Source organism: Elstera litoralis, from assembly GCF_000963705.1.
Taxonomy (GTDB): Bacteria; Pseudomonadota; Alphaproteobacteria; order Elsterales; family Elsteraceae; genus Elstera; species Elstera litoralis.
Genome location: NZ_LAJY01000066.1, coordinates 1 through 4798 on the forward strand (window position 1 = coordinate 1; position 4798 = coordinate 4798).

The 4798-nt window shown below is 61.4% G+C and carries 4 protein-coding genes and 1 pseudogene; 4 read left to right on the forward strand and 1 reads right to left on the reverse strand.

Annotated elements, in window-relative coordinates; translation table 11 throughout:
• The first annotated feature begins 242 nt into the window (after positions 1-242).
• From VZ95_RS03530 to VZ95_RS03545, 4 genes and pseudogenes are all read left to right on the forward strand, one after another.
• Positions 243-1285: pseudogene (locus VZ95_RS03530) on the forward strand (ABC transporter permease).
• Complete coding sequence (gene nikC / locus VZ95_RS03535; RefSeq protein ID WP_045774654.1) at positions 1285-2193, forward strand: nickel transporter permease; 909 nt, start codon at positions 1285-1287, stop codon at positions 2191-2193. The pseudogene VZ95_RS03530 and the gene nikC overlap by 1 nt, the downstream one beginning before the upstream one ends.
• 10 nt (positions 2194-2203) lie before the next feature.
• Entirely contained in the window at positions 2204-3055 is an 852-nt protein-coding gene (locus VZ95_RS03540) for an ABC transporter ATP-binding protein (RefSeq protein ID WP_045774655.1), read from the forward strand.
• Positions 3052-3738: an ABC transporter ATP-binding protein gene (locus tag VZ95_RS03545; RefSeq protein WP_332307970.1), complete on the forward strand. Its 687-nt coding sequence runs from the start codon at positions 3052-3054 to the stop codon at positions 3736-3738. Before VZ95_RS03540 ends, VZ95_RS03545 begins: the two co-directional genes overlap by 4 nt.
• Before the next feature lie 84 nt (positions 3739-3822).
• On the opposite strand, the gene VZ95_RS03550 is transcribed toward VZ95_RS03545, so the two are convergent.
• The coding region (locus VZ95_RS03550; RefSeq protein ID WP_198148064.1) for a LysR family transcriptional regulator at positions 3823-4798 on the reverse strand (976 nt) is incomplete at its 5' end.

Consider the following 4798-nt stretch of genomic DNA (forward strand, 5'->3'; position numbering starts at 1 on the left):
ATTTATCTGGATATCCAGAAGGAGCATCTAGCCGTCTCGCCCTTCGTGGTGATGTTCCAGCAAATCGAAGTGGCCGCCCATCCGGCCAATGTGAAGGGCTTCATCATTGGCCCGTCCTTCGACGTGAACCTGTACTCCCAGATCACGAAGTAGGCTGTTTACGCGGGTTTGGCGCTGTCCTGCCCCCCCCCCTTTTTTGGGGGGTGGGGTAGCCGCCATTGTCGGATGGAATTTTAGACCGAATGTCTTCCCTTTCCCTATCCTCAGGGTCGCTGCGCCGGGGTGGTGCGGCGGTGCTGAGGTTATTGCTCGCCATTGTGCTGACCCTGCTCGGGCTGCTGGTGGTGACGTTCTTCATCGGTCGGGTGATGCCGATCGATCCGGTTTTGGCCGTCGTCGGCGACCGGGCGACCGAGGAAGTCTATCAAGCCGCCTATAAAGCGATGGGACTCGATCAATCGCTGATCGCGCAGTTCTGGATTTACGTGAAAAACGCCGTGCAGGGCGATTTTGGCCGGTCGGTGCTCACCTCGCGCCCGATTGCCGAAGATGTGGCGCGCTATTTCCCGGCAACCTTGGAGCTTGCCACCTTCGGCACCTTGATCGGCGTCTGCTTTGGCGTGCCTTTGGGCATTCAAGCGGCGGTGCATCAGGCAAATGGATCGATCAAGTGGTTCGATTCATTGGCCTAATGGGCTATTCGGCACCGATCTTTTGGCTCGGGTTGATGGGGCTTTTGATTTTTTACGCCCAGCTCGATTGGGTGAGTGGACCGGGGCGGCTCGATGTGGCCTACGACGATCTCGTTGACCCCGTGACCGGCGTCTTGATGCTCGATGCGGCCCTGGCTGGGGAGTGGGAGGTGTTTTGGAACGCTTTCAGCCATCTCGTCCTGCCGAGCGCCCTGCTGGGGTATAAGTCGGTAGCTTTTATTAGCCGGATGACCCGCAGTTTCATGGTGGAGCAACTGCGCCAGGAATATATCACGACGGCGCGGGTGAAGGGGTTGTCCGAACGGCGCGTCGTCTGGCGGCATGCTTTGGGCAATATTGCCGTGCCGCTGATTACGGTGATTGCGCTCTCCTATGCCGATCTTTTGGAAGGCTCGGTTTTGACCGAAACCGTCTTCGCCTGGCCAGGGCTCGGCTCCTATATCACCGCCTCCTTGCTGAATGCCGATATGAACGCGGTTTTGGGTGGCACGCTGATTATCGGCGTCACCTTTATCGGCATTAACCTGTTCTGCGATGCGCTGTACCGTCTTGCCGACCCGAGGGCGAAATAATGGCGACCGAAGCCCAAAGTTTGCGCGCCTGGCTGCTGAGTTCCGACCCCAAAAGCCGCCGCCAAGCCCATTTCGGCCAGGCCTATCGGCGTTGGCTGGCCTTGCAGCATAATCCGCTTGCTCTCATGGGGTTTGCGATTGTTGTCAGCTTAATCGTTATCGCCGCCCTTGCGCCGTGGATTGCCCCTTATTCGCCCGTGCTGCAAGACTTGGATAACCGCTTGCTGCCGCCGAGCGCGGCGCATTGGATGGGCACCGACGATCTTGGCCGCGATATTCTCTCGCGCATTCTGTGGGGCGCGCGGATTACGCTCACCGTTGTCGCGTTGGTGGCGATCATTGTCGCCCCAGTTGGGCTGGCGGTTGGGGTGCTGGCGGGCTATTTCGGCGGGTGGGTCGATGCCGCGCTGATGCGGATCACGGACATTTTTATGGCGTTTCCGCGCCTCATTCTAGCGCTGGCCTTCGTTGCCGCGCTGGGGCCGGGGATCGAGAATGCGGTGATTGCCATTGCGATTACCTCCTGGCCCCCCTATGCGCGGATGGCCCGCGCCGAAACGCTCACCGTGCGCCAGTCCGACTTTATCGCGGCGGCGCGGCTGTTGGGGGCCTCGCCCCTGCGCATTCTGCTGGGGCATATCGTGCCGTTGTGCCTCTCGTCGCTGATCGTCCGTGTGACCTTGGATATGGCGGGGATCATTCTCACGGCGGCGGGGCTCGGCTTCCTCGGTTTGGGCGCGCAGCCGCCCTCGCCGGAGTGGGGCGCGATGATCTCCGCCGGGCGGCGCTTTATTCTCGATCAATGGTGGGTGGCGGCGATGCCGGGCCTGGCCATTCTGATCGTCAGCCTTGGCTTCAATCTTTTGGGCGACGGGTTGCGCGACGTGTTCGACCCGAAGCAGAAATAAGGGGCCGGTGATGACCCAAAACCCCCTGCTTGAGGTGGAAGACCTGCGCGTGCGCTTCGATACCGCCGATGGCATCTTCGAAGCCGTGCGCGGCGTGAGTTTTTCGATGGGCCGGGAGAAACTCGGCATCGTCGGCGAATCGGGGTCCGGCAAATCCCTCACCGGGCGTTCGATTCTGCGGCTCATTCCGGCGGCGCGCGAGGTTGTGGCGCGCAAGCTGGTCTTCGATGGGATCGACCTGCAAGGGGCGGACGAGAAGCAGCTTCGGCAGATTCGCGGCAAGCGCATCAGCCTCGTCATGCAAGACCCGAAATATTCGCTGAACCCAGTGATGACCATTGGTCGGCAGATCGAAGAGGCCTTGCTGACCCATCAGCGCCTCAGCCGGGCTGAAGCGCGCGCCAAGGCTCTTGCCATGCTGGAGGCGGTAAAAATCCGCGACCCGGAGCGCGTCTACCGCGCCTATCCGCACGAGATTTCCGGCGGCATGGGCCAGCGCGTCATGATCGCCATGATGCTCATCCCCGACCCCGACCTGATGATCGCCGACGAGCCGACCAGCGCGCTCGACGTGACGGTGCAGCTTCAGGTGCTGGCGATTCTCGACGATCTCGTCACCCAGCGCGGCATGGGGCTGATTTTCATTAGCCACGATCTCAATCTGGTGGCCTCCTTCTGCGACCGGGTGCTGGTGATGTACGGCGGGCGGATTGTGGAGCAGTTGGCCGCGAAAGACCTGATGAACGCCAAACACCCCTATACCCAAGGGCTGCTGAGCGCGCTGCCGCGTCTCGATGGTGCACCCGTCGATCTGCCGACCCTTAACCGTGACCCGGCCTGGATGGGGGAGACGCTGGCATGAGCCGCCCGATGATTGAGGTCGCGGACCTCACCATCACCTTCCGCACGGGCGCGCGGGAGGTGCAGGCGGTGAAATCCATCTCCTTTGCCGTGGCGGAAGGCGATTGCTTCGGCATCGTCGGCGAATCCGGCTCGGGGAAATCGACCGTGCTGCGCGCCCTCTCAGGCCTCAACCCCGATTGGACCGGCGATGTGGTGATCGATGGGGAAGCCCAGGGCCGCAAGCGCTCGAAGAGCTTCCATAAGAAGCTGCAAATGGTCTTCCAAGACCCCTACGGCTCGCTGCACCCGCGCCATACCATCGACCGGGTGCTGGACGAAGCGCTGACCGTGCATGGGCTCGGCGACCGCGACGCGCGGATCGAACAGGCGTTGCGCGATGTAGGCCTGCCGCAATCCTTCCGCTTCCGCTATCCGCACCAGCTTTCCGGCGGCCAGCGCCAGCGCGTCGCCATTGCGCGCGCGCTTATTCTGGAGCCGCGTATTCTGTTGCTGGATGAGCCGACCAGCGCGCTCGACGTATCGGTGCAGGCGGAAATCCTCAATTTGCTGCGGCGCTTGCGGGCGGAAAAGGGCCTTACCTATCTGCTCGTCACCCATAATCTCGCCGTGCTCAGCAATATGTGCGACGCGGTGGCGGTGATGCGCCACGGCGAGATTGTCGAGACTGCGCGATGGACTTGATCCGCAGCGGCACGGCGCGCCACGCCTATACGCGCCAATTGCTGACCGCCAGCCGGGGCTACGACCGCGCGGCGGTCGATCTGCTTAACTTATAATCGGCAGATCATTCTGAACCCAGGTGCGGAAGGCATCGCGCAGGAAGCGGATGACCACTTCCACGCGCTTGGTGCGCCGCATGTCGTGGTGATAGACCAGCACGACGGGCAGCGAGGGGCGCTGCCAGCCGGGCGGATCGATCAGCGGAATCAGCGTTGGCAGATTCTTATGGATATAGCCGGACATGAGCGAAATCCCCAGCCCGGAATTGGTGGCCTCCACCAGCGCCGCTGACGAATTGGTGCGGTAGGCAACGTGCTGGGGGTGCCGCGCCAACTCGCTCCAAGGTTTCCACGGACCGTCGCTCGGGTAATGATCGTGGACGATAATGCGGTGCTGATTGATGATCTCATCCCAGGTTGTCGGCGTTCCGGCCCGGTTGAGATACTCGCGCGAGGCATAGAAGCGGAACGGCATATGGCCCAGCGTTTCATTATGGCTGTTGGGTTCTTGCACCTCATCGCCCAGGCGCAGAATAATATCGGCCTCCAGCCGCTCTAGGCTGGGATCGGACTCCGAGCAGCGCACGTCGATCATCAAGCCGGGGTGGGCCGCCGTCAGATCGGGCAGGCGCGGCGTGATCCAATAAACACCAAAGCCATCGGTAGTGCCGACACGAACGGCACCAGTTAAACGCGTGTTTCCCCCGGCAATTTGACGGCGGAGGTCAAACATGATCGCCTCTACCCGCTCGGCTTGATAAATCAAAGCTTGGCCTTCGCGGGTGGGAACAACCCCTTGGGCCGTTCGGCTAAAGAGCCGACTGCGAAGGCGGTCTTCCAGAATCTGAATGCGGCGGCTTACGGTACTTTGATGGGTGTTCAAAGTACTTGCGGCGCGTGAGAAGCTGCCCGTTCGGCTTACGGCAAGAAAATAACGGAGGTCGTTCCAGTCAATTTCGCCGATCAGCGTGGGGTCGACTACAATCGCATTCGAATCGGAGGAGGGCGTCATTATAGGCTCC

Bases quoted from the DNA above. Each gene is read 5' to 3' on its own strand.
- nikC (WP_045774654.1), top strand. From the start codon at position 1,285: ATGGCGACCGAAGCCCAAAGTTTGCGCGCCTGGCTGCTGAGTTCCGAC.
- VZ95_RS03540 (WP_045774655.1), top strand. From the start codon at position 2,204: ATGACCCAAAACCCCCTGCTTGAGGTGGAAGACCTGCGCGTGCGCTTC.
- VZ95_RS03545 (WP_332307970.1), top strand. From the start codon at position 3,052: ATGAGCCGCCCGATGATTGAGGTCGCGGACCTCACCATCACCTTCCGC.